Here is a 16,997-nt window from a genome sequence, read left to right on the forward strand (position 1 = left end):
GTTCCGCTCCGGCTCGTTCCGAGCGCCGATAGCCACTGTGGAGGTGATGTGATGAAACTGAAAACGATGTTGATGGCCGCTTGCCTGTTGTTCTCTGCGGGCTTGGCTCAGGCGCAGTTCAATTGCGTATTGTACTACATTTGTAATCCGCCGTTGACGACGGAGTGCGACGGTGGAACGATTCTGCCGGACGGGACGACGACGGTCGAGATTTTCTGGGATCGCAATAACAACGGTATTGACGCCGCCGACGAGTTGGTGCCGGTGGGCGCGGGACCGGACTCCGCGAACCTGAATTCGATCGCGATGAACGGCATTGACTACCTTGGTTGCGAGGGTGGTTTCTACACCGATCCGGCGTTTACGTTCGCGGCGAATCAGCCCGTGCCGAACACGTTCTGGGTGCGTGTGTGCGTGCCGGGCCAAGCGCGGCAGTGGCGGTCGCAGGTGGTGGCGATCCAGCCGGGTTTCAGTCAGGTTGAATTGACGATGACGTGCGTAAACGAGAGCTGCGGCGATTGTACGACTCCGCTGCCGGTCACGGGCTTCAATGCGACCGACAGCTCGTGCACCGACGTGACCTTGACTTGGAACACCTACCCCGTTGAGCCGAATGTCAACAGCTTCCGCATTTTCCGTTCGGGAACGCGGATCGCGACGGTGCCGAGCAATACGACGAGTTACGTAGATTTGAACGCCGTTCCGGGCCAGGAGAACGCGGAGTATCGTCTGGTTGTGGCGCGTGATTGCGGCCCCGGCGACACGGCGTTGTCGGCTGGTGCGGTTGATCCGGGTACCCGTGTGCAAGCGGCTTTGGCGCCGGCGGACACGTCGGTGCAGGTCACGGCGTTGACGAGTCAATGCGGCGCGGTGTTGGTGCGCTGGCGCGTGCCGACCAGTGTGGCTTCCATTGACTCCTTCTGTGTTTTGCAGAACGGTGTGGAAGTGCTGCGCACTCCGCGCGGGAATATTGGGCAGGTTGTCAGTGATACGGTCTTTACTTCGCTCACGGGATCGCAGAATTATGCCGTGGCGGGCTGGAACGTCGAATGCGGGCACGGCACGCCCACGCCCAACCACCCGGCTACGGCGGCACAGCCGCCGGCGGCACCGGGAAACGTGCAGGCGAGTAACGGCGCTTGTGCTGTTACCGTTACGTGGAATGCAGTGGCCGGTGCGACGAACTATCGCGTCTATCGCGAGAACGTTTTTGTGACCACCGTAGCGCCGCCGAACACGCAGTTTGTAGACAACGTAGCGACGCCGGGCGCCGTATCGTGCTATCAGATTTCGGCAGTGGTCAGCGGCAACCCGGTCTCCTGTCAGGAAGGGCCGAGATCGTCGTGCGCGAACGGTTCGCGGATTGGACCACCGAACCCGCCCAGCAACGTGCAGGCTTCGGATTCGACGTTTTGTTCTCACATTGCGGTGACGTGGACGGACAACAGCGCGGATGAAGACAGTTTCATCGTGCGGCGTGACGGCGTAAACCTACGGACGATTGGTCCGAACCTGTTAAGTTTCAATGATTCGACCGCGACACCCGGTGTGCATACGTACACGGTGGCGGCGATGAACGAGTGCGGAACGAGCGCGTTCCCGACGACGAACAATGGTTACAAGCGTCCGGTGCCCGCGATTGTCACGGGCGTGAACGCGACGGACAATCTGTCTGACCGCGTGACCGTGACGTGGGTCAACGTGGCGCTGGAAACGGGCTACACGATTTTCCGAGACGGTCTGAATATCGGCAGCGTCGGCGCTGACGTGTTGACCTTCGACGATACCGGTGGCACGCCCAATGTGACGTATACTTACACCGTGCAGGCGTTCAACGAGTGCGGCAACGGTACGGTGTCCGCAGGGAATAGCGGTATTCGCGTGGTCACGGTTGCGCCGGCGACAAATGTTGCGGCGTCGGATACGATTTGTACCTTTGTGCGCGTAACGTGGACGGATTCGGCGGATGAGACGACGTACGACATTCGACGCGACGGCGTGGCGATCGCGACTGGTCTGGCGGCGAATACGACGAGCTACAACGATGCGACCGCCGTGCGTGGCCAGGTCTATTCCTACGTCGTTCGAGCCAACGGAACGGGTGGTTTTGCGGACAGCAGTCCGGACAACGGACAGCTTGCGCCGTTGCCGGGCGAACCGGTACTGACGCTGTCGGATGTGACGTGCGATCAGATCCTATTCACCTGGGTGGTCGGTGCGAACAGCGATTCCATCGCGATTTACCGGGACGGGGTGCAGCAGGTTGTCGTCTTCGGCCAGAACGGGAATTCGAGCATTGAGATTCCGACCGACGGCACGCATTCTTACTACGCGCTGGGCGCGAACGAATGCGGCCGCGGCGACACGTCCAACGTACTGACGGTGCAGCGCGATCAGGTGCCGAGTCCGGTGGTGGACTTGGCCGGAACGAGCGACGATTGCGCCTCGATTCAGATTACTTGGACTTCTCCGGCGGACGCGGACAATTTGGATTTGTACGTGAACGGCACGTTCTCAGGTTCGCTAGCCGCGACGCTTAGCTCAGCAACGATTCCGACGGGCAACGGTCCGGCAACTTGGGAAATTTACCTGATCACCACGAACGAGTGCGGCGACGGCGACACGAGCAACGTGATCAACGTGGCGGTACAGCAGTCGCCGACGGTGCCGACGGGCGTGACCGCGTCGAATGACGAGTGCACGACCGTGACTGTGGCGTGGAACGCGGCGAGCGGCGTGGTGGACGGCTATAGTATTTCCCGCGACGGATCGTTCATTGAATTAGTCGGTCCGGGCGTCTTGCAGTATGTAGACACACCCGGCGACAGCGACCCGCACAGCTACACGGTCGTAGCCATCAGCAATAACTGCACGAACTCCGCTCCGAGCAGTGCGGCGGTTGGCAGCACGTTGGAACAGGTCGGGACTCCCGGCAACCTAGTTCAGGACGGCAACAATTGCGGGATGGTCACCATTTGCTGGACGGCCGCGACGGGTGACTTGGACGGTTATACGGTTTACATTGACGGTGACTCGGTCGGCGTTTCGTCGAGTGAAACGTTGTGCTACACCTATGCCGGTGCAGGCGGTGTGTACAACGCGCAAGTGGCGGCCTATTCCGCAATCTGCGGCGTGGGTTCGCTGACGGATCCTGTGCAAGCTGTGATTTACAATCTGCCTGTGACTCCGCCGGACTTCACGGCCAGTGATGACCGCTGCGACGGCGTACTGCTGACGTGGGGTGCGCAACCTGAGCCGAGCGGCGAGACCGGCTATACGATTCTGCGCAACGGTACTGAGATTTTCTCGGGCGGTTCGCTGAATGACACGCGGGTGTTTTTGGACGTTGACGCCGAATTGGGCAGCAATGAGTACTCGATTGTGGCGTTTTCGACTTTGGAAGATTGCGACAACTCAAGCGCGGCGCTTACGACAGGCACGCTGTTGCCGGAAGCGACGCCGCCGACGTCTGTGAGCGCATCGGACACGAGCTGTTTGGATGTGCGCATTTCATGGACAGCGAGCACGGGTACGTTCGACGGCTATGTCGTGTTCAGAGCGGGAACGATTTTGGACACGGTTATCGCGCCGACGACAGAATTTGTGGACAACACGATTCTGCCGGGCACGACGGCATCCTATGACGTGCGCGCGTGGGACGATGTCTGCGGGATGACCGGACCGAGTGTTGCGGACAACGGCACGCGGCTTGAAGGCCCCGACGCCCCGACGGGTGTGCTGGCGTCGAACACGAGTTGTGATGAGATAACGATTACGTGGGACCCGGCTCCGGGCGACGTGACGGAATATCGCGTCTACCGCGACGGCGCTTTGGCCGGTTCGACCGATCCGGAAACGACGATGTTTGAAGATTCGCCGACGGCCGGTGTTTACGAGTACACGGTGACGGCGTTCAGCGTGAACTGCGGTGAGACCGCGCCGTCGCTAGGTGAAACGGGTGAACGTCTGCCGCAGATGGGGCAGATGACCGTCACATCCGCTTCGGTGGATAGTTGTAACGGAATTCTTGTGTCGTGGGCGACTTACCCGGGCGCGGTGTCCTATCGTCTCTATCGCGACGACTCACCGACGCTGCTGGCTGAAATCAACGCCCCGACAACGCAGTATTTTGACGCGACGCCGCTACCCGGCGTGGCGCATATGTACTACATGACCGCGGTCAATAGCTGTAACGAAGGTCCGACCTCGAACGAAGTCAACGGCCAGCGCGCCGAGACGCCGGAACAGGTGACGGGCTTAACAGCGACGACGACCTTGATCAGTCAGGTGTGCTTGACCTGGACGGACGTGGCGGGTGAGCTTAGCTATATCATCTACCGCGATGGCACGCCGATTGACACGGTGCCGGCCAATACGACGGAAGTCTGTGACTTGACGGCGACGCCGGGAACGACCTACGGGTACACTGTTGCGGCGACGAACGTTTGCGGTGCCGGCGCAATGTCGGATGAAGTTGAAGGTGTGGCCGTGTTCAGCCTTGGTCAGGTGACGGGCGTGACGGCGACGACGACCGATTGCGGTCAGATCTGCCTGACGTGGACGGACATTGCCAATGAGACGAACTACGAAATCATGCGGAACGGTCAGCCGTTGGCGACGGTCGGCGCGGATGTTGTAACGTACTGTGACTTGACGCCTGCGCCGGGCGAGTGCTTCAGTTATACGGTCAACGGTTCCAATATCGGCGGTGACGGTCCGTTGTCGGTTGCTGTTGAGGGTTGCCGCCGGACGATTCCGACGCAGGTTACCGGATTGGCGGCGACAACGACGAACTGCACCGTGGTGATTTTGACATGGACTGATGCGACGAACGAAGACAGCTATGACGTGTACCGCGACGGCGGGTTGCTGGTGCAGAATGTGCCGGCGAACACGGTAACTTATACGGACAACACGGCCGCGCCGGGCGTGGCCTACCAGTACACGGTGCTGGCGCGGAACGCGTGCGGCGATGCGGCGCAGAGCGCGGCGGTGACTGGTGCGGTGGCGATGGTGCCGCCGGTGGTGCAAGGCGTCGTGGCGTCGGTGGATGTGTGTAACCAGATCAGCCTGAACTGGACCGATCAGTTGTCGGAAACGGGTTATTCGATCTATCGTGACGGCAATGTGCTGAGTCCGATTGGAACGGTGCCCGCTAACACGACCTTCTATGTAGATAATAACATTACCGGCGTGCACACGTACAACGTGCGCGCGACGAATAGCTGCGGCAACGGTGATCTCGGGAATGCGGTGCCGGGCGAAGGCCTGACGGTGCCGGGCGTGGCGACAAACGTGGCGGCGAGCGAAAACTGCGGCGACGTCACGGTGACGTGGAACGCGCCGAGCACGCTGCCGATCAGCGAATATCGCGTGCTGCGCAACGGTGTTCAAGTCGCGATTGTTCAGGCTCCGGGAACGACGTACATTGACGAGAATCTGCCGGCGGGATCGTTCAGCTACCGGGTTGTGACGGCTAACGTCTGCGGCGCGGGCACTCAATCCGCGGCGAGCAACAGCGTGACGGTCATCGCGACACTGGCGCAGGTGACGGGCTTCAATGCCGTGGCCAGTCCGTGCTTCTGCGTTGATCTGACGTGGAGCAATGTGGCAAACGAGTCCGGCTTCTACATTTATTGCGACGGCGTGATCGTGGACACGGTGAATGCCAATGTCACATCGCTGCGTTACTGCCCGGCGGATACCGCGCAGTGCGTGCTGCAAGTGGCGGCATTTAACGGCTGCGAAATTGGTCCGTTGTCGGATACGGAAACGGTGACGCCGAATACGTACCCGGTGGCGGTGACCGGTTTCGGCGCAAGCGAAAACCTGTGTGACCGCGTGCGCCTGTCATGGCAATCGTACAGTCAACCGGGCGTTACTCTATTCCGGCTCGAACGCAACGGCGTGCCGTTCGCTTTTGTGCCGTCGAGCGCGGTGCAGTACGACCACATGGGTCTCTGGCCGCAGAGCACATATCAGATTCATGCGCTGCGCGTATGCGCCGCGGGTGATACCATTGCGACGGTGAGCGCGGATGGCGGTCGGACCGCCCCGACGCCGGTCGGTCCGTCGCAGATGGGGGCCAGCGACGACGGTTGCGGCATCGTGACTTTGACCTTCACATTCAACAATGTGGATGGTCAAGATTCGGTGCTTATCAAGCGCGACGGCGTGATTATTCAGCGACTGGGGCCGAGCACGATTAATGTTCAGCGCTCGATTGTGGACAGCAATCCGCTGGCGAACCCAGTCGAATATGAAGTGTGCGCGGTTTCGAACCTGTGCGGCGAAGGCGGCTGCGCCAGCGATATCGGCCAGGCAGCGCCCGTGGCGGGTGTGGTGACCGATTTGACGGCATCGCACAACCGCTGTACGTCCATTCTGTTGGAGTGGGTGGGTACGCAGCACGCTCAGAACTATGTCGTGCGCCGGAACGGCACGATTATCGCCACGGTGCTGCAGGGCACGTTCACCTACACGGATTCGCCGCTGAATCCGGGTGTGACGAACAACTACACCGTGGCCGCGACGAACGCGTGCGGCAGCGGTCCGCAGACGCCGCCGACGCCGGGCTCGACCGTGCCGCTGCCAAGCGTACCGACGGGCGTAAACGCGACGGACGGCCTGTGCAACGTTGTTATTGTGTCGTGGAATGAAGTGGCGGTAGTGGACTCGTATCACGTCTTCCGCAATGGCACGCAGATCGCGGTCGTTCCGGAAGGGATTGAATTCTATAATGACGCGGCGGTGCAGCCGGGCGTTACATACAACTATCAGGTGCGCGGCGTTAATCAGTGCGGCGTGGGCAATCTGTCGGCGCAAACGCCGGGCTTCTCGGCGCAGGTGATCGGCACGGTTACGAACCTGGTGGCCTCGATCAATCTGAACGACCGTGTGCATCTGTCGTGGAACAATGTGACGCAGGAAGTGGGCTACGAAATTCTGCGGGGCTTCCCGGCCCAATTGATCGCGACGGTCGGCGCGGACGTGACCTCGTACGAAGACTTCTCGGCGACCCCGGGTGAAGAATATGAGTACCGCGTGCGCGCATTCAACGGCTGCGGCACGGGCGCGGCATCCAACGTGGCCTATGGCTACCGCGTGCCGGTCAATCCGATTCCGTTTGGCGTGATTACGCTTACGGAAGAGATGTTCGGCTGTATGTCAGCGGTGCCTGCGGACATTGACGACGACGGTGACATGGATGTCGTGGCGGCCGGTATGTTCGCCGACAAGGTCATCTGGTACGAAAACAACGGCACGTGGGATTACATTCCGCATGTTGTCGTGGAGAACTGGGACGGCGCACGTTCGGTGGAAGTGGGCGATATTGACGACGACGGTGACCTGGACATCGCGGCCGTCGCGCAGTTCGCCAATCAGCTTGTGTGGTTCCGTCATAACGCCAACGGCACATTCTCGACATTGGTGATCGCGAACAACTACGCCGGAGCGCGGGACGTCAAGATTGTTGACCTCGACGGTGACAACGATAAGGACCTTGTGACGGCGGCGTGCGACGCGAACGACGTGTCATGGTGGCGCAACAACGGCAGCGAGGTGTTCACGCGTTTCGTAATTGATAACGACTTCACGGGCGCGCGTTCAATCGAATTGGCCGACATCGGCAACGACGGCGACCTCGACGTGCTGGGCGCGGCTTACGAAGGCGGCATGCTGGCGTGGTGGTCGAATAACGGCAGCGAAGCGTTCACTCGCCACGTATTGATGGAAGACGTCTACGGCGCTTCCTACATTAATGCGGCCCGTCTGAACGAAGATAACGTTCTGGATATCTACTTCTGCGTGGCGCAGGAACCGTTGGTGGCATGGTGGGACGGCGCGACGATGGAACAGAATTACATTACATCGCTGGTACCGTTCCCCCGCGAACTGGATGCTGTGGACATGGACGACGACAACCGGGCCGATCTGCTGATGGCCGCCAACGAAAATCAGGAGATTTCGTGGTGGCGTAATACGGACAACCGGTTCTACCGTAATATCATCACGAGCACGCTGTGGCAGGCATCGGTCGTGCACGGCGGCGACTTTGACAACGACGGCGACACTGACGTTCTGGGCGCGGGTGAAGGCACGATCAAGATTTGGTTGTCCTCGCTTGCTGAAGATGTGCACGCCGCAGAACTGGCTCCGATTGACGAAGACGGCGGCGCCATTCAACCGCAATTCGGCCAGCCGGTGGTGCCCGTGAACTATGAATTGTCGGCGAACTATCCGAATCCGTTCAACCCGACGACGCAGATCCGCTTCGGCTTGCCGGAAGCCAACTTCGTGCGCCTGACCGTCTATGACGTGACGGGCCGCGAGGTGGCGCGACTGGCGGAAGCTGATTTTGGCGCGGGTTACCACGTGGTCAATTTTGACGGCACGACGCTGGGCAGCGGCGTGTATTTCTATCGTCTTGAGGCGGGCGACTTCATTGCCAGCCGCAAGATGGTCTTGATGAAGTAAATGCTGACCCGCGGCCGGGTGAGCTAACTACGATGCACAAAGCGACGGAGTCTATCCGTCGCTTTGTGCATGCGCCAGATTGGTTTACAAAACGCACTCACTATCGCAATTGAGCGGAGCTCTTCATGTCTGAGGTTCTTGATCGGTTATGCGTCAATACCGTCCGCGGACTGGCCATTGACACGGTGCAAGCGGCAAACTCGGGGCACCCGGGGTTGCCATTGGGGGCCGCAGTGATGGGCTATACCGTTTATCAGAAGCATCTACGCCATAACCCTATGGATCCGGGTTGGGTTAACCGAGACCGATTTGTGCTATCGGCGGGACATGGATGCGCGCTGCTATATTCGCTGCTGCATCTGACGGGCTACCCGTTGCCGATCGAGGAACTGAAACGCTTCCGACAGTGGGGCAGTCTGACGCCGGGGCATCCGGAATTAGGCTTGACGCCGGGCGTGGAGGCGACGACGGGGCCGCTGGGCCAGGGCGTAGGGAATATCGTGGGTATGGCAATCGCACGCGATATGCTGGCCGCGATGTTCAATCGCGAGGGACATGAGGTTATTAACTACCGCGTGTTCGGCATCTGCTCGGACGGCGATTTGATGGAAGGCGTGGCGGCGGAAGCGGCGTCATTGGCCGGGCATCTGGCATTGGGTTCGATTGTCATGCTTTATGACGACAACAAGATCACCATTGACGGCTCGACGGAGATTGCATTCACCGAAGACGTCGGCGCGCGGTTTGAGAGCTATGGCTGGCAGGTACTGGCGTGCGACGGAATGAATCCGGGCGAAGTGGATCAGGCGATCCGCGAGGGCTTGGCCGAGACGGAACGGCCCACATTGATTCGCTGCCGGACGCAGATCGGATACGGGTCGCCGAATCGCGCGGGCACGTCGAAGGTGCATGGCGCTCCACTCGGCGAAGAGGAACTTGCGCTGACGAAGCGGGCGTTAGGGCTGCCGGAGAAAGAGTCCTTCCATGTGCCGACGGAAGTGTTCAAGCACATGGGCGCAGCGCGGCAGATCGGTACAGAGCAGCAGGCGCAATGGCAGACGGAACTTGAACAGTCTTTTGCCGCGGAACCGGGCTTGCAAGCACGTTGGCAGCAATTCTGGTCACGGCGACTGCCGGAGCAATGGGCTGACAAACTTCCGGTGTGGAAGACGACGGATAAGCCGCTCGCGACGCGCAAGGCCTCTGAGATGTGCATCCATGCCATCACGGACCTGCCGTGGGTCGTAGGCGGCAGCGCGGATCTTGTGGAATCAAATTTGACCTATCTTGAAGGCAAGGGCGACTTCCAGCGTGACTCACGACATGGCCGGAACATTCGATTTGGCATTCGTGAACACGGCATGGGGGCGATTCTGAATGGGATGGCGAGTTGCGCGCCGTTCATCGCTTTCGGCGCGACGTTCATGAACTTTCTCGATTACATGAAGCCGTCCGTGCGGATCGCGGCGCTGTCGCACTTGCCAGTGTTGTACGTTTTCACGCACGACAGCATCGGCCTCGGCGAGGACGGGCCGACGCATCAGCCGATCGAGCATCTGACGCACATGCGCGCGGTGCCGAATCTCTGGACGATGCGTCCGGCGGATGCCAACGAGACGGCGCAATGCTATCGCGCGGCGATCGAACGCACGAATGGGCCGGTGGCGTTGTGCCTGACGCGGCAGACGCTGCCGGTGCTTGACTATGCGGGCGAGCGGGTGCCCGTGGAGCTGGGCGCGTACGTGCTGTCCGAAGCGGCGGGGAGTCAGCCGAGCGTCATCCTTTTGGCGAGCGGCAGTGAAGTGGAAATTGCGCTGGCGGCGCAGAAAATGCTCGAAGAACGGCACGTCGCGACGCGCGTGGTGTCCGTGCCATGCACGGAGCTGTTTGACGCGCAGCCGCAGGCGTATCGTGACAGTGTTTTGCCGCCGAACGTGCGGGTGCGAATTGCGATTGAAGCCGGCGCATCGTTGTGCTGGTGGAAATATGTCGGGTTGGACGGAGACGTGATCGGAATTGACCGCTTTGGAGCATCTGCGCCGTACAAAACGCTATACGAGAAACTCGGACTGACGGCGGAAAATGTCGTTAAGCGGGCGCTGGCCGCCAAGGAGAAGTGCGCGTGAAGATCGCGATCGGATGTGATCATGCGGGTTATGCGTTGAAGCTCGAACTGGCAGAGTGGCTGCGCGGACAAGGTCACGAATTGACCGATGTGGGCACGCACACTGCCGAGGCGGCGGACTATCCCGATTTCGCGCGCGCCGTGGCGACGGAAGTGACGAGCGGACGGGCGGAGCGCGGAGTGATCGTGTGTGGCAGCGGCGTGGGGGCTTGCATCGCCGCGAACAAGGTGAAGGGCGTGCGCGCGGGATTGTGTCACGACACGTTTTCGGCGCGGCAGGGAGTCGAGGACGACGACATGAACACGCTGTGTCTGGGAGCGCGCATTATCGGCGGTTCGCTGGCTCGGGAAGTGCTCGGCGCATTCCTCGGCGCGAAATTCTCGGGACTGGAACGGCACCAACGGCGGCTTGACAAAGTCCTCGCCATTGAAGCGGCCGGCAAGTAGCAAACTATTGACAAGGAGATAGAGATGGGTCATCCGATCATGAAGGCCACGCTCGATTTGGGACAGTCGTTGTGGCTCGACTATATCAGCCGTGAGTTAATGGACTCCGGCGGATTGGAGCGCCACGTGGCTGAAGGGCTGCGCGGCATGACGTCGAATCCGACGATCTTCGAGAAGGCGATTGCGGGAAGCGGCGACTACGACGATGACATTCGCAAGGGGATCGCCACGAAATCGAGCGCGAGCGAGGTGTTTGAGAATCTGGCGGTGGCTGATGTGGCGCGCGCATGCGGCATGCTCGCTTCGGTGTATCGCGACTCACAGGGATTGGACGGCTATGTGAGTCTGGAAGTATCGCCAACGTTGGCGCACGATACGGCGGGGACGGTCGCCGAGGCCTTGCGGTTGTGGGAGCGCGTGAATTGTCCGAACCTGATGATCAAAGTGCCTGGCACAACCGCGGGAATTCCGGCCGTGCGCGAACTTTTGACGCGGGGCGTGAATGTGAACATCACGCTGCTGTTTACGCTGGGCCAATATCGCGATGTGCTGGAGACATACGTCGCGGCGCTCGAAGCGCGGCACGCCAAGGGCGAAGCGCTGGGCGGGATCGCATCGGTGGCGAGCTTTTTCATCAGCCGCATTGACTCGGTAGCGGATGCGCAGCTTGAGAAGTTGGGCCGCAAGGATCTGCTGGCGAAGGCCGCGATTGCCAATGCGTGCCTGGCGTACAAGCACTTTGAAGAGGTGACGGCATCCCCGCGGTGGCAGAAGCTCGCGCAGGCAGGCGCGCGCGTGCAACGGCCGTTGTGGGCCTCGACTTCGACGAAAAATCCCGCCTATCCGGACGTGCTGTATATCGAGGAGTTGATTGCGCCGCACACGGTGAATACGGTGCCGCCGCAGACGCTTTCTGCGTACAAGGACCATGGCAAGCCGAGCTCAAAGTTGTTCGGAAATCTGAAGAGTGCCAGTGCGACGATCAGCGAGATGAGGGAGCTCGGTGTGGACGTTGACCGGATCGCCTTTGAATTGATCGAGGATGGCGTGGTGAAGTTCGGTCAATCGTTTGACACGCTGCTGGCGGCGATTGACGCCAAGTTGAAAGCGGGCAACGCGGCATAAGATGGGGGCGAAGATAGAACAAGCAAAAGCGGCAGGTCATTGAGACCTGCCGCTTGGCGTTTTGACGGGGAGCGGTTAGTGTTTTTGCTTCGCGCTATTGGGATTGGGGCGCGCCGCATGCTCACTTTCGCGTTTGGTCGAGGCCACCTTATCCGTGCGCGTGCTGAGCGTTGGCTTGACTTCGGCGGCGTGCTCAGTGTGAGAGTTGTCGGTCGGCTCGTTCTTCCAATTAACAGCGCTGTATTGGGCTTGCCAGTTGACCGCGCCGGACTCGATATCGTAGACGGCGGACAGAACAACGCATTTACCGCCGGTGACGGCCTGCTCGATGGCTCGCGAACCGGCGACGAGTTCGGACGCTCCGGCGCGCGCGTTTTCTTTGATCGCGCCTTCGTAGAGATCGTCCGCGTCGTAGCCCTTGTCGTGACAGGCTTCGACGACGGGGCGAATCTCCTCGACCAGCGAGTTCAGGGGTTCGTCGAATTCGGATTCGGAAAGTGCCGCGGCGACTGCACCGCATTTGCTGTGGCCCATGACGATGACGACGGGACAATTTAAATGACCTACCGCATAGTCGGCTGAAGCAATGACTTCGCGCGGCGTCACGTTGCCGGCGACGCGGATGACAAATAGCTCGCCTAAGCCCGCGTCGAAGATCTGTTCGGGCGGGACACGCGAGTCGGCGCAGGAGATGATACAGGCATAAGGCGTCTGTCCGGCGGCAAGCTTTTCACGGACATCGGTGCCGCTGTTCCAGGCTTTGGGTTTGCCTTTGACAAAGCGTTCGTTGCCCTTCTGCAACCTGTCGAGCGCCTGCTCCGCCGTCCATGCGGAGCTATGCTCCCCGGCACAGGCCGTCAGGGCGTATGAGAAAAGCAGTATGGCAATCCAGTACATTTCAGTTCCTCCAAACTTAGCACCCTCCAGGGCGCAAAGGCCGTTCCAATCTAGTGTGGTCAATTCGACTCGGGAACGGCGTGTTTCTTGCAGCAAAGCGTTCCGATTCACATGCCACTAATGACGCAACTGCACCGAGCATGAGTAACTCTATAGCAACCTCAGTCCATGTTCAACGATCACGGCTGGACGAAATCGGCCTTGGCGATCCGGATTTTACAATTGAACTAATTGATATCATGCTGGAAGACGGACTGGAACGCACCCGTACGCTGCGGGCGGCTTACCAGGCGGAGCGTATGGCGGATGTCGCGGCGATTGCTCACGCGTTGAAAGGCTCCGCGCTGAATATTGGCGCGGTCACGCTGGCGCAACTGTGCGCGGAGATTGACAATACAGTGCGCAAGTTGGGCCAGATGATCAGCGAGCAGGACGTGGCCATGGTGGAGGTTGAATTTTCGATTGTCGCGGACGAACTGACTACGATCAAACGGGATTTGACGGAATGAAAGTACTGGCAGTTGACGACGATCGCATGACGATGCGAACTTTGTTGCGGCTCCTCGGGAAATTCGGCTACGAGGCGATGTCCGCAACCAATGGAACGGACGCACTGCGCTTGTTCCTTGAGCACCGCCCGCAGATTATGATCACGGATTGGATGATGCCTGAGATGGAAGGCCCCACCGTCGTCAAAACGATTCGCGCGCTAACGGAATCGCAATATACGTATATCATCATGCTGACATCGCGGCAGGAGAAGGAGGACGTGCTGGCGGGGTTGTTGGCAGGAGTGGACGAGTTCATTGTGAAACCGATTGATCCGGACCAACTGAGGGCGCGGCTGCGCGTTGCGAAGCGAATCATCTCGCTGCAAGAGAGTCTGGCGTCCCGGATTCAAGACCTCGAACAAGAGCGGCAGCATGTTAAAATGCTGCAGGGATTCCTGCCGATCTGCGCGTATTGCAAGAAGATCCGTGACGACGAGAATTTGTGGTCGCAAATCGAAGAGTATATCTCGGATCACCAGGAAAATATTCAGTTCTCACACTCGATTTGTCCGGACTGCATGGAGACGAAAGTCAAACCGATGCAGGCGGCGTATTATGCCAAAGTGAATGCCGCCGGCATCGCCGCGGCGGCGGGGTAAGTGGGCCAGTCAGTGCGAACATTGAGCCACGAGTTTTCGTGGCTTTTTTTTGCTTGCGAAATTGATGGCGGACTCGTATATTCGTGGAAATCACCAGGAGTCAGAATGAATCGTCTCGAGATCGCCGCCCGGATTGACCACACATTGCTGAAACCGGAAGCTACGCCGGCGCAGGTCGCCCGGCTGTGTGGCGAGGCTGCGCACGCGAATTTCAAGACCGTGTGCGTGAATCCGCGATTTGTCGCGCAGTGCGCCGAGGCGTTGCGCGGGACGCCGGTCGGTGTATGTACCGTGATTGGTTTTCCATTGGGGGCAAACGACACGCGGATCAAGGTGGCTGAGGCGCGGCTTGCTCTCGATGATGGCGCAACGGAGCTTGACATGGTGCTGTGGGTGGGCGGTGTGATCGGAGGAGAACTTGCGACCGTTGAGCGAGATGTTCGCGCACTTCGAGAAGTCTGTCAGGGCCGTGCGGAGCTCAAGGTGATCTTGGAGACGGCATTGCTAAACGAGACGCAGATTGTCGCGGCGTGCGAGGCGACCGTGCAGGCGGGGGCACAGTGGGTGAAGACGTCCACGGGATTCGGACCGGGCGGCGCGACGGTCGAGGCCGTGCGTTTGATGCGGCAGAGTGTCGAAGCGCATGGGCTGCGCGTGAAGGCTTCGGGGGGGATTCGCACGCTGGCGGATTTTGAGAAGATGTGTGATGCTGGAGCGCAGCGCATTGGCACATCGAGCGGCGTGAGCATATTGGCGGAACTCGGCGCATAGACGAGGCCATGTGGGTAACGCAAGCGGGCGGCTCGTGAGAGCCGCCCGCTTGCGTTGTTCAAGGTGCGCGCTTAGTTCGGCAGTCGTTTGATGCTGGCGCTGAGATTGGTTTCCGGCGGTGCGTCAGCGGATTCGCTGAGTGTAATATTGAAACCGACGGACACAGGCACGCACAGGCCCGCATGTTCGTCGGTGCAATACGCGAAGGCGATCATAGCGGAGAGTGGACCGGGTTTGAGTTGTGATCCGGGAATCGTCACGCGCAGCGGCAGCTCCGGTCGGGTGGCCAAACCTTCGGTGAGCGCGGTGTTATTGGCGGTTACTGCGTAGCTCAGCGGCGCTTCCTTATTGAGGTGCACACCGGAAGGCAACGCGGCCGTGAGCGTGAGAATCAAATCAGCGCCAGGGCGGTAGGATACGGCCGCGGTTACGGTGGCATCGTGGTCCATGGTCATGCTCTCGGCGGTGCGCAAGCCGCTCAGCGTGAACTCGCTCCAGGTGTTGTCCAATAACGAGGCGCGGATGATGCGGTCGTGATTGGTGTCGGCGATATAGAGCCAGTCGCCCTGCACGGCAATGCCGCCGGGTTCATAGAGCGAGATCGCGGCGGGAGTCTCGTTGGGCAGTTCGGTATGGCCTGTTCCAAGCAGGTCGGCGCTTTGACGGGCGGGAACATCCAGCCGTTTGATTTTGTGATTGTAGGTGTCAGCGACCAATACCTTGCCGTCGTGTATCGCGACGCCGAGCGGATGCTGCAGCAGCGAGCGCTGGAAGGCGCCGGTTCGGTCACCGAACTCAAATAGACCGCTGCCGATCAGCGTTTCGACCTGCGCGGTTTTGATGTTGGCGCGGCGCACGGCGCTGACTTCGCTGTCCGCAAAATAGAGCCAGTCGCTGTCGAGTGCCAGTCCGGAGGGTTGGGCAAGCGCGGCGCTCCGTGTGCCGGTGCCGTCAATAACATCTTCACGGCCTGAACCGACCCAAGCGCGTGCGACGCCGGTGGGCAAGTCGAGTGTCCATAATTGATGCGGCCCGGCCATGGCAATGTAAAGCGTTTCGCCCAACAGGACAAGATCCCACGGACTGTTCAGGCCTTGTGCCGTGCCGAGGCCCCCGCCGAGCCGGTCATAGACTTGTTCGCCCGTGCCGGCGATCGTGGACACGGTTTGTCCGGCGAGATCGAGTTTACGGATGAGATGATTGTCGGTGTCGGCAACGTAGAGCAACTTGCGCTGGGCGTCGTAGGCCATGCCCTGCGGATTGGCGAACTGCGCCTGCGCGAATGAGCCGTCGGCTTGGCCTTTCGCGCCGGAGCCAGCGATGGCTTGGACCCTGCCCGTCGTGTCGGCGATAACGACGCGGTCGTGATTGGAATCTGCGATGAAGACCAAGTCGCCGTGCGCGTGGACCTTGCCGGGAAAGGCGAGGCCCGAGGCGGCGGGTACGCGGGAGTCGCGTTTGTATTCGGGCGGGCCTGCGGCGAGCACGCCTTTGGCGCGGCCTTCATCGAGCAGAGCTTGAATAACGCCATCGAGAATCTCACGATTGCCTTCCCCGGAGAGCAGGCCGACGACACGGCCTTCGGCATCTACCACGCCGAGCGACGGCCAGGCTTGCACGCCGTATTCAGACCAGATGCGGTGCGATTCGTCCACGACGACGGGATGGGCAATGTTGTAGCGCTGGCAGGCCGTGAGGATATTCTGTTTGTCGCTTTCGTTGTCAAACTTGGCCGAGTGCACGCCGACCACGACGACGGGCTGTCCGGCATATTTATGCTCGATATATTCGAGATCGGGCAGGATGTGCATACAGTTGATGCAGCAGTAGGTCCAGAAGTCAAGCACGACCAGGCGGCCCTTGAGTTCTTGACCGAAGTAGAGTGGACGATCGGTGTTCACCCACGCGAAATCGCGGGGAAACTCCGGCGCGCGCACGCGCTGCGTCGGAAGTTGCACTTGCGGCATGGCAGAGGTCTCCGTGGAGGATGCGCCGCCGACAGTC

The 16,997-nt window shown here is 60.2% G+C and carries 9 protein-coding genes; 7 read left to right on the plus strand and 2 right to left on the minus strand.

Going from position 1 to position 16,997, the window contains the following annotated elements; all coding sequences use genetic code 11:
• The first annotated feature begins 51 nt into the window (after positions 1–51).
• From IPH10_00585 to tal, 4 genes are all read left to right on the plus strand, one after another.
• Entirely contained in the window at positions 52–8,478 is an 8,427-nt protein-coding gene (locus tag IPH10_00585; protein ID MBK6909424.1) for a VCBS repeat-containing protein, read from the plus strand.
• A gap of 125 nt (positions 8,479–8,603) precedes the next feature.
• Positions 8,604–10,604 carry a transketolase gene (gene tkt / locus IPH10_00590; protein ID MBK6909425.1) on the plus strand — a complete coding sequence of 667 codons (2,001 nt, stop codon included), beginning with the start codon at positions 8,604–8,606 and terminating at the stop codon, positions 10,602–10,604.
• Positions 10,601–11,050: a ribose 5-phosphate isomerase B gene (gene rpiB, locus IPH10_00595; protein ID MBK6909426.1), complete on the plus strand. Its 450-nt coding sequence runs from the start codon at positions 10,601–10,603 to the stop codon at positions 11,048–11,050. Before tkt ends, rpiB begins: the two co-directional genes overlap by 4 nt.
• A 24-nt stretch (positions 11,051–11,074) precedes the next feature.
• Positions 11,075–12,175: a transaldolase gene (gene tal, locus IPH10_00600; protein ID MBK6909427.1), complete on the plus strand. Its 1,101-nt coding sequence runs from the start codon at positions 11,075–11,077 to the stop codon at positions 12,173–12,175.
• A gap of 75 nt (positions 12,176–12,250) precedes the next feature.
• On the opposite strand, the gene IPH10_00605 is transcribed toward tal, so the two are convergent.
• Positions 12,251–13,072, minus strand: a complete 822-nt coding sequence (locus tag IPH10_00605; protein ID MBK6909428.1) for a carbonic anhydrase — start codon at positions 13,070–13,072, stop codon at positions 12,251–12,253.
• 140 nt (positions 13,073–13,212) lie between these two features.
• On the opposite strand from IPH10_00605, the gene IPH10_00610 reads away from it, so the two are divergent.
• The 3 genes from IPH10_00610 to deoC all read left to right on the plus strand — a co-directional run bounded on the left by IPH10_00610 (position 13,213) and on the right by deoC (position 14,993).
• On the plus strand, positions 13,213–13,581 hold the full coding sequence (locus IPH10_00610; protein ID MBK6909429.1) for an Hpt domain-containing protein: 369 nt from the start codon (positions 13,213–13,215) through the stop codon (positions 13,579–13,581).
• Positions 13,578–14,222, plus strand: coding sequence for a response regulator transcription factor (locus tag IPH10_00615; GenBank protein ID MBK6909430.1), 645 nt, complete (start codon positions 13,578–13,580; stop codon positions 14,220–14,222). The genes IPH10_00610 and IPH10_00615 overlap by 4 nt, the downstream gene beginning before the upstream one ends.
• Positions 14,223–14,327: 105 nt before the next feature.
• Positions 14,328–14,993 carry a deoxyribose-phosphate aldolase gene (gene deoC / locus IPH10_00620; GenBank protein MBK6909431.1) on the plus strand — a complete coding sequence of 222 codons (666 nt, stop codon included), beginning with the start codon at positions 14,328–14,330 and terminating at the stop codon, positions 14,991–14,993.
• A gap of 71 nt (positions 14,994–15,064) precedes the next feature.
• On the opposite strand, the gene IPH10_00625 is transcribed toward deoC, so the two are convergent.
• A complete protein-coding gene (locus tag IPH10_00625) occupies positions 15,065–16,960 on the minus strand; it encodes a redoxin domain-containing protein (GenBank protein ID MBK6909432.1) in 1,896 nt (631 codons plus the stop codon).
• Between the last annotated feature and the right edge of the window lie 37 nt (positions 16,961–16,997).

Source organism: bacterium, assembly GCA_016702305.1.
Classification (GTDB): domain Bacteria; phylum Electryoneota; class RPQS01; order RPQS01; family RPQS01; genus JABWCQ01.

Excerpts from the sequence above, each read along its gene's own strand:
- tkt (MBK6909425.1), top strand. The coding sequence starts at position 8,604 with ATGTCTGAGGTTCTTGATCGGTTATGCGTCAATACCGTCCGCGGACTG.
- IPH10_00615 (MBK6909430.1), top strand. The coding sequence starts at position 13,578 with ATGAAAGTACTGGCAGTTGACGACGATCGCATGACGATGCGAACTTTG.
- IPH10_00625 (MBK6909432.1), bottom strand. The coding sequence starts at position 16,960 with ATGCCGCAAGTGCAACTTCCGACGCAGCGCGTGCGCGCGCCGGAGTTT.
- IPH10_00605 (MBK6909428.1), bottom strand. The coding sequence starts at position 13,072 with ATGTACTGGATTGCCATACTGCTTTTCTCATACGCCCTGACGGCCTGT.
- tal (MBK6909427.1), top strand. The coding sequence starts at position 11,075 with ATGGGTCATCCGATCATGAAGGCCACGCTCGATTTGGGACAGTCGTTG.
- IPH10_00585 (MBK6909424.1), top strand. The coding sequence starts at position 52 with ATGAAACTGAAAACGATGTTGATGGCCGCTTGCCTGTTGTTCTCTGCG.
- deoC (MBK6909431.1), top strand. The coding sequence starts at position 14,328 with ATGAATCGTCTCGAGATCGCCGCCCGGATTGACCACACATTGCTGAAA.
- IPH10_00610 (MBK6909429.1), top strand. The coding sequence starts at position 13,213 with ATGAGTAACTCTATAGCAACCTCAGTCCATGTTCAACGATCACGGCTG.